Source organism: Flavobacterium sp. (assembly GCF_004211145.1).
Classification (GTDB): domain Bacteria; phylum Bacteroidota; class Bacteroidia; order Flavobacteriales; family Flavobacteriaceae; genus Flavobacterium.
In genome coordinates this window covers 1-17,901 of record NZ_SEBS01000029.1, presented here as the reverse complement: position 1 = coordinate 17,901, position 17,901 = coordinate 1, and the positions used below count along the sequence as shown (strand labels likewise).

At 48.0% G+C, this 17,901-nt stretch carries 9 protein-coding genes and 1 pseudogene; 5 read left to right on the top strand and 5 right to left on the bottom strand.

The window, feature by feature from the left end:
* The first annotated feature begins 16 nt into the window (after nt 1-16).
* A complete protein-coding gene (locus EOO50_RS13025; protein WP_290840709.1) occupies nt 17-6,508 on the top strand; it encodes an MG2 domain-containing protein in 6,492 nt (2,163 codons plus the stop codon).
* A gap of 92 nt (nt 6,509-6,600) precedes the next feature.
* Here EOO50_RS13025 and EOO50_RS13020 read toward each other — a convergent pair whose 3' ends face one another.
* The 5 genes and pseudogenes from EOO50_RS13020 to hpt all read right to left on the bottom strand — a co-directional run bounded on the left by EOO50_RS13020 (nt 6,601) and on the right by hpt (nt 13,186).
* A complete protein-coding gene (locus EOO50_RS13020) occupies nt 6,601-8,745 on the bottom strand; it encodes a S46 family peptidase (protein ID WP_290840708.1) in 2,145 nt (714 codons plus the stop codon).
* A gap of 421 nt (nt 8,746-9,166) precedes the next feature.
* On the bottom strand, nt 9,167-10,180 hold the full coding sequence (gene obgE / locus EOO50_RS13015) for a GTPase ObgE (protein WP_290840707.1): 1,014 nt from the start codon (nt 10,178-10,180) through the stop codon (nt 9,167-9,169).
* A 182-nt stretch (nt 10,181-10,362) separates the two neighbouring features.
* Nucleotides 10,363-11,640 carry a hemolysin family protein gene (locus tag EOO50_RS13010; RefSeq protein WP_290840706.1) on the bottom strand — a complete coding sequence of 426 codons (1,278 nt, stop codon included), beginning with the start codon at nt 11,638-11,640 and terminating at the stop codon, nt 10,363-10,365.
* 180 nt (nt 11,641-11,820) lie between these two features.
* Nucleotides 11,821-12,414 (bottom strand): annotated as a pseudogene (locus tag EOO50_RS13005) (adenylate kinase); the annotation flags it as partial.
* A 241-nt stretch (nt 12,415-12,655) separates the two neighbouring features.
* Entirely contained in the window at nt 12,656-13,186 is a 531-nt protein-coding gene (gene hpt / locus EOO50_RS13000) for a hypoxanthine phosphoribosyltransferase (RefSeq protein ID WP_290840705.1), read from the bottom strand.
* Nucleotides 13,187-13,407: 221 nt separating this feature from the next.
* Between hpt and EOO50_RS12995 the strand changes: the two genes are divergently transcribed.
* The 4 genes from EOO50_RS12995 to EOO50_RS12980 all read left to right on the top strand — a co-directional run.
* A complete protein-coding gene (locus EOO50_RS12995) occupies nt 13,408-14,676 on the top strand; it encodes a sorbosone dehydrogenase family protein (protein WP_290840704.1) in 1,269 nt (422 codons plus the stop codon).
* Between the two features lie 35 nt (nt 14,677-14,711).
* Entirely contained in the window at nt 14,712-16,742 is a 2,031-nt protein-coding gene (locus tag EOO50_RS12990; RefSeq protein ID WP_290840703.1) for a TonB-dependent receptor, read from the top strand.
* Nucleotides 16,743-16,847: 105 nt separating this feature from the next.
* Nucleotides 16,848-17,366 carry a hypothetical protein gene (locus tag EOO50_RS12985; RefSeq protein ID WP_290840702.1) on the top strand — a complete coding sequence of 173 codons (519 nt, stop codon included), beginning with the start codon at nt 16,848-16,850 and terminating at the stop codon, nt 17,364-17,366.
* A gap of 67 nt (nt 17,367-17,433) precedes the next feature.
* Nucleotides 17,434-17,901, top strand: a 468-nt coding sequence (locus tag EOO50_RS12980; RefSeq protein WP_290840701.1) for a hypothetical protein, incomplete at its 3' end; no start/stop codon positions are given.

Genomic DNA, 17,901 nt, shown 5'->3' with positions numbered 1-17,901 from the left:
TAGGGAAACACGAAACATGAGAAAATTATATCTACTAGTCGTTTTACTCTCGATGACGGCTTTCGCGCAGGATTACCAAAAGCAGTGGGAAAAAGTCATTGATCTTGAAAATCAAGGAAAGATCAAATCGGCGAACTCGGTAGTCGAAAAAATCTACAAGAAAGCGAAATCACGTAAAAACGAGCCTCAAATCGTAAAGACGTTCTTCTTCAGGTCGAAATTCATGTTCACGCTTGAGGAAGATGCGCAAGTTAAAATACTCGAAAATCTCAATACCGAAATCATCGCCGCGACGCCCGCAACGAAAGGTTTGTTACGCGTCATCTACGCGCGATGCCTCAACGATTACCTCAGTCGCAATCAGTGGAAACTCGCGCAACGATCAGCCGTGGACAGCATTCCGACAGCGGATTTCAGGACGTGGACACGTGAGGAATTCAATTCGGAAATATCGAAAGCATACGACCAATCGCTTGAAAATCCTGAACTTCTTGCGCGGGAAAAACTTAAAAAATACGATCAGGTTTTCGATTACTTGGACGAGAGCGAATTTGAGGGTCAATCGATGCTCGACTATTTGCTCGTCGAAAATATCAATCACAGGGTTTCGAAGCTTCAACCATATTATGCATATATGGCAAAGTTACGACCGTTCGAAACGGTTCTCTCCGCCGATTCGGAAACATTCAGAAACGCAAAATTCGTTGATATTCCCGAAGAGGTGAACCGTGTGCTCACATTGTTCCAGCAACTTGAAACACATTTTCCATCACCGGGCAACCGATTCCTCAGGCTTAAAATCGTGCATGACTATTTCCTCGCGTCGGATCTCGAATATGTAAAACTACTCGACCGATTACAGAAAAAAACCGCCGACACTTTGATGTCGGCCAATATCAGGTTGGAAAAGGCAAACGTCTATTCTCACTTGGGTGAATCCCAAAAAAACAGCGAGTTCAAGATAAAGGCGGTAAACATACTTGACAGCATCATCGGGAAAGCGGGAAGAGCCAACGCCGAAGTGCTTGCGCAAAGTCTCAAGAACCGAATCACACAACGGTCGTTATCCATGAAAATGGACGTCGAACTGTATCCGTTTGAAAATGCGCGCGCCCGTGTCGATTTTAAGGATGTCGACTCACTTCGGGTTTCCTATTACAAAATCCCGGCTTCTGAAATGAATTTTTTCAGGCGCAATCACAACTTAATCGATAGTTTGATTTCACTCGTCAAAAGAGGAAAACCGATGTATTCGGCCGTTCATATTTTACCCAACAAACGAGACTACACGGAACATTCCACTGAAATCCTGTTGCCAAAAATCGACGCCGGAATGTATCTCGCGTGTTTTGAGACCGATGGCTTTGAACGCGACAAATCGTCAAGCGCCTATGAAATCGTGACGTCAAGCAACATCACATTGCTCTCGACCGATCGTGAGAACAAGCGCCTGCTGACGGTCCTGAACCGCAAGACAGGGAAACCGATGGAAGGCGTACGCATCAAAAACGATGCGTTCGATCTAACGACCGACAAGGACGGAAACGCCACATACTTGCCGTTGACGAGCGATTATATTAACGAAAGCACAATCGTTTCAACGGCTACCGACACGCTCATCGCGGAATATCATTCTTACGGATATTACCGCGATTACAAGGACGATTCGGCAACCGGAACCGCCGAACTATACTTGGATAGAGCCATTTACCGACCCGGACAAACCGTATTTTTCAAAGGAATTCTACTTACGAAAAAAGAAAATAAAACAGCCGTCGTGGGCAGGACGTCTATCACGGTCGTTGTCAGCGATCCGGAATACAAAGACGTTTTCACGCAAACGATCTTAACGAACGAATTCGGTTCGTTTTCAGGTGAATTCAAAGTTCCGACTTCGGGAATTACGGGCAAATATCTAATCACGACCGAAGAACCTGAAGATTACGAGAACGATCCGACATACGATAAAGAAGAAGACGAACATCCGTTTTGGGACAACGTTGACTTCAATGATAGGGAAACCGAATTCCAAGTCGAAGAATACAAACGACCGAAGTTTCAGGTCACGTTCGAACCTGTCATTGAAAATTACACGATCGGCCAAAAAATCACGGTCCGCGGTAATGCAAAATCGTTCGCAGGCAGCGCTTTATCAGGCGCCGATGCGAAATATTCGGTAACGCGTCGCACGAAAAAACTGCGTAAAAAAGGAGAAAATCGGTTTAATTTCGGAGATTATTACGATCCCTACGAATATGCGAATGCATCGGTCACGATAGTTCAGGATACGGCGAAAATCGACGCGTCGGGGAATTTCGAGGTCGTGTTTCCGTCAGATGCGCTCGAGAATGACAACCGCGACGAAAAACCGATCTACACCTACACGATCAGCGTTGACGTGACCGACGTGAACCAAGAAACGAGGTCGGCACAAACAAACGTGAACGTTGGTTATCATTCGCTTCAGCTCGGTGTAAATGTGTTGGATGCGGCAAAGAAAAAAGGATCGCGTTTCTCGCTTTCGAGCACGAATCTCAACAACCAATTTACGGCCGTAAAAGGAAAACTCGAATTTTACTACGTTTCGCCGCTTTCAAGTAAGTTCAAGCCGCGTAAGTTCAAACAGCCTGATATCGAAAGTATCGACGCAGGCGAATTCGCGCGACTTTTTCCGAACGAGGAACGAAACGAAAATGCGAACACAGACGGAAAACTCGTCAAAACGATACATGTCGACACCGCAAATAAAAAAGATTTGTCAATCGATTTGAGTGATTTGCAAGTTGGAAATTACAGGTTGGTATTTTCAGCGGTCGATGCTTCGGGCAAAATCGAAACGACGACCACTCTTGAATTGAACGATCCGAACCTCAACATCGATCCAAAACTGCTCTTCAAGATTTCGCAATTGAATTCCGACAGTAGAAAAGACGGTTTCGCGAAAATCCGCATCTCCTCGCCTATCGCCGATCTTACCGTCCGACTCAATGCCGTCTACGAACAGGAAACGTATTTCGAAAAATCAATAACGCTCGTCAATAATGAAGCTATCGTACGAATTCCGGTTCGCGCCGAATTCAGGAACAGCATTTTGATTTCGGCCGATGGCTTTTTCGACAATTACTTTCACAGCACGCAGTTCACGAGCCTGATCAAGATCGACGAACCTTTGTTGGAGCTTGAAACCTCGACGTTCCGCAACCGGATTGAACCGGGAACCGCTGAAACCTGGTCGTTCAAATTGTCGGCGAAAAATACGTCGCTGCAGTCGGAAGTCCTGGCATCGATGTACGACGCGTCTCTCGACCAATTCGCGAAACAAGATTGGCAAATGCCCTATTTCGCGCGCAAATCCAACCAGGGAAATCCAAGAAATGTCGTGGAACGCTACGCGAACGGGCTGTGGTTTTCGCATCTCGACGAAAACGTTCCGATGCGAAGTTTGCGCCTTGAAGAAACGCAATTGATCTGGTTCGGGTTTAACTTTAGTGGCGACAGGCTCGGCTACAACAACAAACAATATCGCGACCAGGTTACCAAGAAACTCGCAAAACCCGCAAACGACGTAGTGATTGCAGGTGTGGTTTCTGATTACGCAGGCGTTCTTCCAGGCGCCAGTGTCATGGTCAAAGGCACGAAACGAGGCGTACAGACTGACATCGACGGCTATTATTCGATAGCAGCCGCGGCCGGAGAAACATTGGTGTTCTCGTTCGTAGGCATGAGCGACCGTGAAGTGAAGGTTGTCGACAGGAGAAACATCGATGTCATGCTTGAAAGCGGCGATTTGCTCGGCGAAGTCGTAGTAACCACAGCCGTGGGAATTCGGAAAAACCAAAATGAGGTTACGGCATCAAGCGTCGCTGTCGTTGGATACGGAACGCAGAACTCGAACTCGGCCGTGCAAGACCTCGTCGGCAGAATTTCAGGATTGCAGATCAGCACCGATCGTTCGTCGGGAAATCCGGATACCCGTATCGTCTTAAGAGGAAACCGAAGTACGTCAAGCAATGGTGGCGCATTGATAGTCGTCGACGGAAAAATCGTAACCGTGGGAGAATTCCAGAAATTGAATCCCGCCGATATATTGGACGTTTCAGTTATTAAAGGTCTACAAGGCGCGGCCCTGTATGGAATAGATGGCAAAAATGGGGTCATAATTATCGTTACCAAGAAGTCAACTGAAGTGCTGACGCAAGTAAAAACACGCACGAATTTCAACGAAACCGCGTTCTTCTTTCCGCATTTGCGCACAGACGAAAGCGGCAATATCAAGCTGAGTTTCACATCGCCCGAATCGCTTACCCAATGGAAACTGCGATTGCTCGCGCACAACAAATCGGGCGTTTCGACACAAATCCAGAAATATGTGACGACGCAAAAAAGCTTGATGGTGATGCCGAATTTCCCGAGGTTTTTAAGAGAGCGCGACACGATCGTGGTTTCGGCGAAAATCTCGAACATGACTTCGCAACCCATGTCGGGAACCGCGATGCTGCAATTGTTCGACGCGACGACGATGCAGGCCGTCGATGTAAAAGCGCTCAACACCAAGAACGTAAAATCATTTGTGGTAAATGCGTCGGGCAACGAAGCGATCAGCTGGAAGATTTTCGTGCCCGAAGGTTTGCAAGGCGTTCAATACCGCATCGTTGCGAAAGCGGGAGAATTCTCGGACGGAGAGGAAAACATCTTGCCCGTCCTGACCAACAACATGCTCGTTACTGAAACCCAGGCGTTGTGGGTGCGCGAAAAATCCAGGAAGGAATATGTGTTCGAGAATTTGAAGAACAATACGTCGACCACGATGAAACCGCATCTGTTGACGCTCGAATATACATCGAACCCGGCTTGGCTCGCGCTGCAGTCGCTTCCGTACCTCATGGAATACGAACACGAATGCGCCGAACAGACATTCTCGCGTTTCTATGCGAATGCGCTCGCGACGCAAATCATTGGAAGCAATCCGAAAATCGCCGAGATATTTGAGACGTGGCGCAAAAATCCGCAGTCGAAATTCGATTTGAATGAAGAACTCAAATCGATCCTGATCGCCGAAACGCCTTGGCTAAACGATGCAAAAAGCGATTCGGAGCAGAAACAAAAACTCGCCGTGCTGTTCGACCTTGAAAAAATGAAGGCATCGCAACAGGCGACTTTCAAGAAATTACAACTCAAACAACAAGGCTCGGGCGGATTCGCTTGGTTCGACGGCGGACGCGAAAGCGACTACATCACGCGCCATATCGTCGCAGGTTTGGGTCATTTGAAGAAGTTCGGAACGTTGGCCGATGATGCTGAAGTCGATGCGATGGCGAAAAAAGCGATTGCGTTCTCGGACGCCGAATTCACCAAATGGATTTCAACCGACGAAAGCAAAAAACGGTATTTCAGGCCGTATTCCGATTTGCATTACCTGTACGCGAGAAGTTTTTTCTTGGCCGACTATCCGCTGCCTGAAAACATCCGGACGTTTACAAAACTCGGATTGGAGCAGCTGAAATCGAATTGGCTCGACTTAGGTTTGTATGAAAAAGGAATGGCGGCTTTGGTGCTGCACCGTTTCGGGGAAAAAGAACCGGCCGGGAAAATCGTCGAAAGCCTTAGGGAAACGGCGTCGTACAATGAAGATTGGGGCATGTACTGGATCGCGAACAACTCGGGTTGGTATTGGTACCAAGCGCCGATCGAGACGCAGGCATTGCTTATCGAAGCGTTCGACGAAGTCGCGAATGACCGCAAATCGATCGACGCGATGAAAGTCTGGCTGCTCAAGAACAAACAACAAAAGAATTGGCCGACGACGAAATCCACGACCGAAGCCGTTTACGCATTGTTGATGCGAGGCAGCGATTGGCTCGACGTGAAAGACAACACCGTCTTCAAGATCGGGAATGAGAAAATCGCCACGAAAAAGATGGACGAGACTGAGAAAGAGGCCGCGACGGGTTACGTGAAAATCAATTGGAAGGCGTCCGAAATTAAAAAGGAAATGGCGACGTTGTCGGTCGAGAACAAATCGAGCGTTCCGGGATTCGGCGGTTTTTATTTTCAATATTTTGAAGACCTCGACAAGATAAAATCACATTCGGGCGCGATGAAGATCGAGAAGCAATTGTACCACAAAGTCTTGGGCGATTCGAAATTGCAGGGAATCACTACTGAAAATTCACTCAAAGCCGGCGATCTGGTAACGGTCCGTATCATCGTAACCGTAACCGAAGACATGGAATATGCACATCTAAAAGACATGCGCGCCTCGTGTTTCGAACCCGTCGACGTGCTTTCAGGTTATCATTGGGACGCGAACGCGAGCTATTATAAAAGCACGCGTGATGCCGCGACACATTTCTTTTTCGATTCGTTGCCCAAAGGCGTCTACGTTTTCGAATACGACCTGCGCGTGAACAATACGGGCGACTTTTCGAACGGAATCACGACGATACAAAGTATGTACGCGCCGGAATTTAGCGGACATTCGAAGGGAATTCGCGTGAAGGTAAGGTAGTTTGAAAAGTTTAGGGTTTAGAATTTAGCGTTACGCAAAGCAACCCTGAACTCTAAACCCTAAACAAAAATCAACCGCCCAAAGGCGAGGAATTATTTCACGATCGTCATTTCGTCCACGATGTGTTTCGCACCCGCGTATTTGTCGATAACCCACAATACGTAACGGATGTCCACGTTGATCGTGCGCTGCAACTTCGTATCGAAGATCACGTCTCCGGCCATCGCTTCGATGTTTCCGTCGAACGCCAACCCGATGAGTTCGCCTTTTCCGTTGAGAACCGGTGAACCTGAGTTTCCGCCCGTGATGTCGTTGTCGGTAAGGAAATTCACTGGCATGTAACCGTTCTTGTCGGCGTAACGACCGTAATCTTTCGCTTTGTGAAGGTCGAGCAAACGTTGTGGCAAGTCGAATTCAGGATCGTTCTTCTTGTACTTCTTGACCATTCCGTCGAACGTCGTGTAGTTGTTGATCTTGGCGTCGTTGCGTTTATCGGCAGGCAACGAACGGACTTTTCCGTAAGTAAGACGCAATGTTGAGTTCGCATCAGGATATTGGATCGAGTTCAACTTCGATTCGCGCAAACCTTCGACTTCCAAACGGAACGCCTTCTGGTAATCGTCGGTCAATTGCTTTTGCTCGTCGCTCAACGCGCGGATTTTCGCCAAAAGATCGGCCGATAATACGTACATCGGATCCGCTTCCACTTTTCCTGCAACCGGATTTTTCACGAAAGCTTCCACGCTCGCTTTGTCGGCGAAGATACTTTTCGACGTGATGTCGTTTACGTAAGCCGTAAAGTTTCCGCCGTTTTTGGCTTTTTCGGCAGCAACTACAGGCGCCAAACCGTATTCTGCGGCTTTCGCGGCGTACAGATTCAATTGCGCGGTAAGGATGTCTTTCTCGGCCGGAGCGTAGAATTCACCGTAGAAATTGTCGACGGCCGCTTCGATTTTAGGCAACATCTCGGCACGTTTCGCCTCGTTCTCTTTCGAATATTGGATCAACATATTACCCAAGTTCGCAGGCGCCATGCTGTACGTGCTCGTACGCAAAACCTGCTGAAGATAGTTGTCGTGGCGCGCCTTGAGGTTCGTCTTGTCGTAATAATTGTTGATCGTCGAAATTACGGTCCCGTATTTTGCCTTGTTCTCAGGCTTGTTCGCCCAAGTATTGAATTTGGTTTCGGTTCCCGCTTTGGTCTTGGCTGTTCCCGCTTTTGAAAGCGCGTCGATCATTCCCTGACGGTTTTTCCAGTAGTTAGCGGTCGAAGCGTATTTCGAAGCGTACTTCAAACGCACGTCATCGCTCTTGTCCATGTGGACTTTCATCGCGTCCATTCCCGTTTTCGCACCTTCGACCCAAGCCGGATATGCGAATTTCACGTTCTGCTCGATTCCGCCCGCAGGCATCCAACGGTTGGTTCGGCCCGGATAACCCAAGATCATCGCGAAGTCATTTTCCTTTACGCCCGAAAGGTTTACGGGAAGGTATTTTTTTGGCTGCAAAGGCACGTTGCTTTCTGAATAGTCGGCAGGATTTCCGTCTTTGTCGGCGTAAACGCGGAACATAGAGAAATCTCCCGTGTGGCGCGGCCATTCCCAGTTGTCAGTATCTCCACCGTATTTTCCGATGCTTTCAGGCGGCGTGCCCACGAAACGTACGTCCTTGAAATCCTGATATACGAAATAGTAATATTCATTTCCTTGGAAAAACGGACGGACTGAAACCACATATTTTCCGCCTTCGCTGTTTTCTTTTTCGATCAACGCCATTTCCTGTTGGATCGCTTTGTTGCGGTCGGCTTCGCTCATTTGATCGTTCACTTTTGAAAGGATGCGTTTTGAAACGTCGTCCATACGTACGAAGAAACGCACGAACAAAGACTTCGGCTTCATTTCGCCTTTGCGGTCTTTCGCGAAATAACCGTCGCGCAAATAATTTTTCTCAGGGGACGAAAGTTCGGCGATCGCGTCGTAACCGCAGTGGTGGTTTGTCAGGACAAGCCCGTCTTTTGAGATCATTTCGGCCGTACAACCTCCGTTGAACTGCACGATCGCATCTTTCAGACTGTGGTTGTTGATGCTGTAGATTTCCTCAGCCGTAAGCTGCAATCCCATTTTTTGCATGTCGCGGTGGTTGAGGCGTTCGATGAACATCAGGAACCACATTCCTTCGTCGGCGCGCATCGGGAAAGCCGACAGCCCAAGGAGCAGGAATAAAACGAATTTTTTCATTTTAAATAGATTAATGTTAGTTAACGGGAGAATTGGTCTGTCAAAAACCCGCTTTGTTACAAGATGTACAAAACTTTCCGCCCTTTTTAAGCGCAGCGAAGATACGTGAAATTTACGTTTTGGAAAAATAACTATATCGATATAGTTGTGCTTTTTTTGGGCGTGCCGGCGGCTTTCGCGAAAGTGTGCGAAAGAACTTATAAGTAGCCGCCGTCGGGCTGACCCGCTGCTATCTTTTTTGCGTGACGCTTCGTTTCGGATAAAATCTTCCTGGCAAAAAAGGATATCCGCTCGCATCCCTCACGCGTGGTCCGTTTCCGTAGAACGATTCTTAAACCAATAGGAACAGTAAGGGCATCAAGTTCATTAAGATCTTACGCTTAATGAACTTAATGCCCGTAACGGTTCAAAATATATTGTATTATTCCACCGCTTCAGTATTCAACATCTTCCAAAGCTTGTCTTTGAGTTCGACCAAACCTTGCTGTGCCACCGACGAAATAAACATGAACTCCACGCCTTTCAACGTCTTCTTAAGTTCTTTTTGCATCTCGGCCTTGAGTTCGTCGTCGAGCATGTCGGTTTTAGAAATCACGAGCAAACGCTCCTTGTCGAGCATTTCGGGATTGTATTTCTCGAGTTCGTTGAGCAGAATGTGGTATTCGTCTTTCACGTCTTTCGCGTCGGCGGGAACCAAAAACAAAAGCGTGGAATTGCGTTCGATGTGGCGCAAAAAGTAATGTCCGAGACCTTTTCCTTCGGCCGCACCCTCGATGATTCCCGGAATATCGGCGATCACGAACGATTGGAAATCACGGTACGCGACGATTCCCAAATTGGGTTTCAATGTCGTAAACGGGTAATCGGCGATTTTGGGTTTTGCCGATGTCAGCACCGACAACAATGTCGACTTGCCCGCATTCGGAAAACCAACCAACCCGACGTCGGCCAACACTTTCAACTCGAGCACGATATCTTTTTCCTCGCCAGGAATTCCGGGTTGTGAATAACGCGGTGTTTGGTTCGTCGACGACCTGAAATGCCAGTTGCCGAGTCCGCCTTTTCCGCCTTGTGCGACGATTCTTTCCTCGCCGTCCTCGGTGATCTCGAACATGATCTCGTTCGAATCTTTATCGCGCACGACAGTTCCGAGCGGGACTTCGATGTATTTGTCTTCTCCGTCGTGCCCGGTCGAACGCGACGATCCACCGTCTCCGCCGTGGCTGGCTTTTACGTGCTTCGCGAATTTGAGGTGGAACAATGTCCAGAGCCCTTTGTTTCCGCGTAGGTAGACGTGTCCGCCGCGTCCGCCGTCGCCTCCGTCAGGGCCGCCTTTCTCGATGAATTTCTCGCGATGTAAGTGCGTGGATCCTTTGCCTCCTTTGCCGGAAGAGATGTATATTTTTACGTAGTCGACGAAATTTCCTTCAGTCATTTTTTTTGAGTACCTGAGTGCCTGAGTGCCTGAGTGCCTGAGTTTATCGGGACTTTGGATTTCGGGCGTGTTGTTTGTTTATTTGTTTATGCGTTTATTTGAATTCTTCCCTTGCGGAGACGCATCGTTCTTGGGTTAATTGGTTAACCGTTTAATCGGTTAGTGGCGCTATTTTAGTGGCGCTATTTTTCTTTGAGTGATGTAACAAGTACCTTGTCAATTTTGACTCCGTCCATATCAATTACTTCTAGTTCGTAATCCTGCCAGTGTAATTTCTCGCCTTGTTTCGGGATACGCGAGAGCTCGGTCATGATGAGGCCCGAAACGGTCGTGACTTCGTAATCGGTGACGAGTTCGTCGAGTTCGAAATAGGTTAGGAAATCGTGCAGCGGATAATGTCCGTCCACGAGCCAGCTGCCATCGTCGCGAGACGTGAGTTGGAAATCTTCCTTATAAAAATCGGATGCGTCTCCAACCAAAGCTTCGAGAATGTCGTTCAATGTGATGATTCCCTGGAAAACGCCGTATTCATCGGCTACGAACGCGTAATGTACGCCGCTTTGCTTGAAGTTTTCGAGCGCTTTGTAGGCCGTGGTCTGTTCCATGATGAACGGCGCTTCGGTCATGATCTTGGGAATGCTGAAATCGGCTTCCTCGAAATGCGCGAAAATGCTTTTCAAATTCACCACGCCCACGATGTCGTCGTAATTGTCGTTGTACACGGGATAAACCGAGTGCAATTCCTTTAGCATCAACTCTTTAGTGTGATTCTTGTCGGCGTTCAACGGTAAAAACGCGACTGATTTTCGATGCGTCATCAATGAATTCACTTTTCGATCACCGATGTGAAAAACGCGCTCCATGATATCCTGTTCGATTTCCTGTACTTCGCCTCCTTCGGTTCCTTCTTTTATGATGGCTTTGATTTCTTCTTCGGTGACTTTTCCTTCAGCCGACGGTTTGATCATGAAAATCTTGAGCAAAAATTCGGTGGAAACGGTCAAAAGCCAAATGAACGGCGCCGTTGCAACTGAAATCCATTTCATCGGTATCGCGATTGATTTTGCGATTTTTTCAGGATAATTCAACCCGATTCGCTTCGGCAAGAGTTCACCCAGAACGAGTGAGAAGAACGTTAAGATCACGACGACGATTCCAACGGCGACGTTCTCGGCATACGGCTTCAACGTTTCGAAACGCTCGACGAAAAGTTGTACGTCGGTCGTTACTTTATCGCCCGAATAAATACCCGTCAAAATCCCGATAAGTGTGATCCCGATTTGTACCGTCGAAAGGAATTTATTCGGCGAATTCGCAAGGTCGAGCGCGGTCTGTGCGCCTTTGTTGCCTTTCTTGGCGGCATTCTCAAGGCGGTTCTTTCGCGCCGAAATCAAGGCGATTTCACTCATCGAAAACACGCCGTTGAGGATAATTAGGAATAATATTATTAAAAGTTCCATAGCTGTTTTTGTCGAATCCTCTGCATTCCGGGATTCCTGGTTCTGCCTTTCGGCCTGAAAGCGCGATGCTTCCAATTTAAGATACTGCAAATTTTCGCTTTTTTTTCGCGACTTGTCTTACAGCATTTTAAGTTTCTCAATTACGCCTTGCACTTTGCACCTTGCGCTTTGAACTTTGCACTACAACCCGTCGATCACACCACTCAACCGCTTCGTGATTTCCTCAATCTCACCGATTCCGTTCACCGCGTGGAATTTGCCTTGCTCCGTATAATACTCGATCAGCGGCGCCGTCTCGGTATTGTACACGACGTAACGGTTGCGGATCGTCGCCTCGTCAAGATCGTCAGGGCGCTGCGAAATTTTTCCTCGCTCCAGGATGCGCTGCACCAAAACATCGTCGTTAGCCTCGAGCGCGACAGTTGCCGTAACGTCCATGTTTTTCGAGGCCAGAAACGAGTCAAGCGCTTCGGCCTGCGCGATGTTCCGCGGATATCCGTCGAACAGAAAGCCTTGCGCCTCCGGATTGGAATTTACCGAATCCATCACCATTTTGGTAGTCACTTCGTCGGGAACCAGGTTGCCCGCGCTGATATAACTTTTGGCGAGTTGCCCAAGTTCGGTGTCGTTTTTCATGTTGTAGCGAAAAATGTCGCCGGTCGAAAGATGAACCAAATTGTATTTTTCTTTGAGGAATTCAGCTTGGGTTCCTTTGCCAGCGCCGGGTTTTCCGAAAAGGACGATGTTTGTCATTGTTGTTGAATCGTTTATTTGTTTAATCGTTTATTTGAATGCTTCGCTTGCGTGGAAGAACCTTTTGGTTGATTTGTTGATTTGTTTATGCGTTTATTTGAGTACTTCGCTTGCGTTGACGGATCGTTTTGGTTAAGCGTTTAGTGGTGGCTTTTTGAAAGTTGGTAATTTGAAACCAGTTCATCTTTTTATCCAAATCGTCTTTACTGTCTTTCCGACTACTCAATTCGTCTTCCGATCTTTCGAACCAAGAACTTCCGAACTATTCCACGACCTGGTAAACTTCCGGTAAATTCCTACCCAATCCGTCATAGTCGAGTCCGTAACCCACGATGAACTTATTCGGGATCCGGATGCCGACGTAATCGAGTTTGATGTCTTTCTTATACGCGTCGGGTTTCAGGAATAATGTGGCGATCTTGAAATGTGCGACGTTCTGGGCCTTAAATAGCGCTTTGAGTTCCTCGATGGTGTTTCCCGTATCGACGATGTCCTCTACGACGATCACCGTTCGGCCTTCGAGATTCTGGTTGAGCCCGATGAGCTGCTTCACCTCGCCCTGGGACGACGTTCCTTCATACGACGACAACTTCAAAAAGCTGACCTCGCACGGGAAACGGTATTTTTTGAGCAAATCGGCCACTACCATGAAGGCGCCGTTTAGAATTCCGACGAATACAGGTGTTTCGTCCTGAAAATCGTCTTCGATGTGCCTGGCCATTTCGGCAATTGCAAAATCGATTTCTTCGGCCGAGATGAACGGCTCGAATCTTTTGTCGTGAAGGTGTATCAATTCGTGTTTGAATAAAGGTGCAAATATCTGAAAATGCATCGGGTTGGTAAAGAACTCACCATCTAATCTTTTTCGTAATCCGTAAAAAAGTGCAGATAGTTCACCTAAATATAAGGAAAAGCTGATTTTGAGGCAATGTTAAATATGTTTTAAATGTAGGCGCGCGTTTTTCGACCCGATTTTTTAATGGCTAACTTCACGCAACTTCTAAAAAAAACGACATGAAATCCATTACTTTCACCCTTTCACTTCTATCGGCCATCGCAATTTCGTGCAATGGTCAGCCGTCAAAAAAAGAAAAGGAAGCCGCGGTTGCCCAAGGTGCGACGACCGTAAAGACCGCGATCGGCGATTTGACGCTTCCGCCTCCATACCAAACCGAATCGGTCACGAACAACAGCCGCATCGAAGGCTGGCAAGGCAACGAGACGCCCAAAGCTCCCGCCGGATTCACGGTCACGAAATTTGCGGGCGACCTTGAAAACCCAAGAAATACCTACATCGGCCCTAATGGCGACATCTTCGTCGTAGAGAGCGGAACCCGAATGAGCAAGAACCGGATCACGATGTTCCAGGACAAAGACAAGGACGGGAAATTTGAAACCCGAAATGTCCTGATCAGCGGATTGAGCCAACCCTACGGCATGCTGATCCTCAAAAACAAATTCTACATCGCGAATACTGAAGGCGTTTACACCTATCCGTACACCGACGGACAAACCAAACTCGAAGGCAAAGGCACGAAAATCGTCGATCTGCCCGCGGGCGGTTACAACAATCACTGGACGCGCAACCTCATCGCGAACGCCGACAATAGCAAGATCTACGTTTCGGTCGGATCAGGCAGTAACGTGGGCGAAAACGGCATGGAAAACGAAGTGCGTCGCGCGGCAATCCTCGAGATCAATCCTGACGGAAGCGGCGAGAAAATCTACGCGAGCGGTTTACGGAATCCTGTCGGAATGGACTGGAATCCAAACACGAAAGAACTTTGGACGGCCGTCAACGAACGCGACGGACTCGGAGACGAACTCGTTCCCGATTACATCACGAGCGTGAAGCAAGGCGGATTCTACGGTTGGCCGTACTCATATTTCGGCCAGATCGAAGATCCGAGGATGAAAGGTCAAAAACCTGAACTAGTTAAGAAAGCACTTGTTCCAGACGTCCCCGTGAATTCGCACACGGCATCACTCGGACTCGCGTTTTACACGGGCGACAAATTCCCCGCGAAATATAAAAACGGCGCATTCGTGGGGCAACACGGCTCGTGGAACCGATCGAAATTAAGCGGCTACAAAGTACTTTTCGTTCCGTTTACGAACGGGAAACCCGGACAGCCTGAGGATTTCCTTACCGGATTCGTGAGACAGGAAGACAAATCTCGCGTCTATGGCCGACCGGTCGACGTCACCGTGATGAACGACGGTTCACTTTTGGTCAACGACGACAGTGGAAATACGCTTTGGCAAATTTCGGCGAGCAAATAATGTTCGCGACGATAAAAAAATGTGCGTTACTTATTATGGTGGCGCACATTTCTGTTTTTGCCCAGACCGACAGCATTTCGAGTTTGCGCCTCGAACCCGTAACCATCAGCCGTTTCCACGTTTCCGACAGTCTGCTCGATGCTCCTGCCGCGATCGGCGTGGTTTCGTCGGCCGATTTGAAACGCAACAACAATGTGGACATTTCGCCTGCGATCAACCGAATTTCGGGCGTTTTGATGCAATCGGGAAGTTTGAATACGAACCGGATTTCGATTCGCGGAATCGGTGCGAGAACGCCTTTCGGAACCAATAAGATCCGTGCGTTTTACGGAAATATCCCATTGACTTCGGGCGACAGCGAAACCACGATCGAAGACATAGACGTCGAAATCATCAACAAAGTCGAGATCATAAAAGGCCCGCTTTCGAGCGTCTACGGATCCGGTTTGGGCGGCGCGATCCTGATCGACCCTAAAGTTTCAGGACCGAATGGAAACAGCGGCAGGATTTCATCGACTGTCGGTTCATTTGGATTATTGAAAAACACGGCGACGTATTCGCTCGATTCCAAGAACGGTTCGCTCAACATCGGCTATCATCGATTGGAATCCGACGGCTGGCGACAAAACTCAAAATACAAACGCGAAGGCGTGACGCTTGCGGGTGAATTGTTCCGACGACAAAATTCCAAACTCACCTACTTCGGAAATTACACCTATTTAAAAGCGTTCATCCCGAGTTCGATCGACAAGGCGACGTTCGACGACAATCCACAAAACGCCGCCGCGACCTGGCTGGCTTCGAAAGGTTTCGAGCAATACGATTCGTGGATCGGCGGTTTGAGCTACGATTGGAAGGTTTACAATTCGATTTCGAACGCGACATCGGTTTTCGTGAACCACAAGAAAAGCGACGAGCCGCGTCCATTCGACATTTTGCGACAGAACACGACCGGTTACGGCGCACGGACCCAATTCACCGGAAATATCTTCAAAGGCGTCTCTTTTTTGGCGGGCATGGAATTTTTCCGCGACGGATTCAAAGGAAAGAATCTCGAGAATTTGTATCAGGACAACAACGGGAACGGAAGTCTCGCGGGCGCGCAGCTTTCGGGAAGTGAACAGGATCGCACGATCGTCAACGCATTTGCGCAATTGCGCGCGACGTTGTCAAAAAAATTCGAAGTCCAGGCCGGATTGAATTTCAACAAGACGAGTTTTGGCTTGGACACGACATTTCCGGCCGAAGCGATTTCGTCTGAGGACTATTCGTATGACGGGATCTGGTCGCCACAACTTTCGTTCTTGTACAAACCGTCGGAACTACAGACGATTTACGTTTCGGCAAGCCGTGGCTTTTCGATGCCTGCGATCGAGGAAACGCTTACGCCAAACGGCACGATCAATCCGAACATCAAACCTGAAAACGGCTACAATCTCGAAATCGGCGGGAAATTTTTTTTGCTGGATCGGAAATTATTCGCCGAAATCTCGGTTTACAGGATGTCGATCAAGGATTTATTGGTCGCGCAACGCGTCGGAGATGATCAATATGTCGGCGTGAATGCAGGCGAAACCTTGCATCAGGGAATTGAAGTCTCGGGCCAATACGCGATCGCGATTTCAAAGTCGGTATCGCTGCGTCCGTTCGCGAACATTTCTTTCGGTGAATATAAATTCGAGGAATTCCTCAACAACGACATCGATTATTCGGGCAATAAATTAACGGGAGTTCCATCTACTACGGCAAATGCGGGCTTGTCTTTGAACGCGGGCGGGCTTTATTTGCTGACCGACTTCCGATACGTAGACGAAATCCCACTCAACGATGCCAACTCCTTATACAATGATTCGTATCGCGTTTGGAACGCGAAGGCAGGATACAAGTTCGTGCTGTTCACCGATGCTTTTATGGAACTATTCGGTGGCGTAAACAACATCGGCGATGAAAAATACGCTTCGATGATTCTGCCAAATGCCACAGCGCCAAACGGTAACCCGCGTTATTACTATCCCGGAATGCCTGTGAACTACTTTGGCGGCCTGTCGTTTAACTGTAACTTTTGAGGTTTCAATCGCAGGAAATCTTATAAAACTGATGAAAATTCGTATAACAATCCCCGCACTGTGGGCTCTAAATTTGCCTTATTAATAATTCAAAACTAACACAAAATGAAAAAGAGTAATTTTTTACTAGGCATCTTCGCAGTAGCGGCATTGGGATTCACATCATGTAGCAGCGACGACGACGGAAACAGCGGAACGCTTGCCGGAACCTACGATCTTAAAGAAGTTAACGTAGGCGAAGCTAACGATTTTGACCAGGACGGAACAACGCACACTGACCTTACTGAGGAAAGCGGTTGCTACGACAACGGTAAAATCACGTTGAACGCTGACGGAACGTTGACGTACAACCAAAACTACGTATTGATCGACGAATCAAACGGAACGGCTACTTGCGCATCGAACACGTTCACCGGAACTTGGTTGATCCAAGGTCAGGCGGGTTCAACTGTAGTTGTTGAAGCTACTTATGTCGATGACAACAACGACGAAGTAAACTGGATCTTGACAAAATCAGGAGACGAACTTACGTATACTGAGCCGTTCGGAGAATACCCGGACCGTAACGGAGACGGAGGCGCTGTTTACGCAAACGGAACTGTTGAGTACGTGTTCAGAAAATAACACCAATAACAATAGGAATCTAAACCGAAAAGGCCCGATATTTTGTCGGGCTTTTTTATTTTAGCGGATGGACCTTAAACAACAGATTGAAAATAGCACGGCACATCGACCGATCCGGGATTTGATCTCAAGTCACGTGCTCGAAAATCCCGAAGCGTTCCCCGAACTTCTCGACCTGGCGCTCGACGTTTCAGGCAAAAACCATCACAAGGCGTGCTGGAACCTAGAACTCGTACTCGAGAAAAAACTCGATTTGATCGTGCCGTATCTCGACAAATTTTGTGATGCGCTGGAATCGTTCCCCGACGAGAGTTCGCTTCGGTCGATTTCCAAAATCTGCCTTTTCATTGCGCAAAAGGAATTTCCGTCGAAGGGAAAAGGGAATTTTGCGACCGACGAACAATTGCAAAAAATTGCGTCGGCGACATTCGATTGGCTGATTTCCGAGAGTAAAGTCGCGACGAAAGCCTACTCGATGCGCGCTTTGTTCTTGCTCGGAAAACGTTACGACTGGATTTATCCGGATCTTAAAGGA